The organism is Paludifilum halophilum, from assembly GCF_002245355.1.
Classification (GTDB): domain Bacteria; phylum Bacillota; class Bacilli; order Thermoactinomycetales; family DSM-45169; genus Paludifilum; species Paludifilum halophilum.
Map to the genome: position 1 here is coordinate 1 of NZ_NOWF01000173.1, position 393 is coordinate 393.

Here is a 393-nt window from a genome sequence, read left to right on the forward strand (position 1 = left end):
GTCTAAAATCTGGCGTTAAAACTTCTATAGTAGTTTGCGGTGATAATTTTCTTATAGCTAAAACCACATCAGCAAATTGCTGCGCCCCGCCATCTGCCAAATCATCTCTATCCACTGAAGTTATAACTACGTGATTCAATTCCATTTGAGCTACCGCCATAGCTACGCGTTGCGGCTCTTTTATATCTAAAGCTTTTGGTATACCGGTAGCAACATTACAAAATGCACAAGCTCTCGTACAAATGCTACCTAAAATCATAAAACTCGCATGTTTTTGATGCCAACATTCGCCTATATTAGGACAGCCAGCTTCTTCACACACCGTAGCCAACTTATTGCTACGCACAATATCGCGAGTTTGGGTATATATAGGAGAAGTTGGCGCTTTAACCC

The 393-nt window shown here is 41.2% G+C and carries 1 protein-coding gene; it reads right to left on the reverse strand.

Annotated features, from left to right (window positions below):
* A partial coding sequence (locus CHM34_RS18735) for a lipoyl synthase (RefSeq protein WP_141201798.1) occupies positions 1–393 on the reverse strand: 393 nt, incomplete at both ends.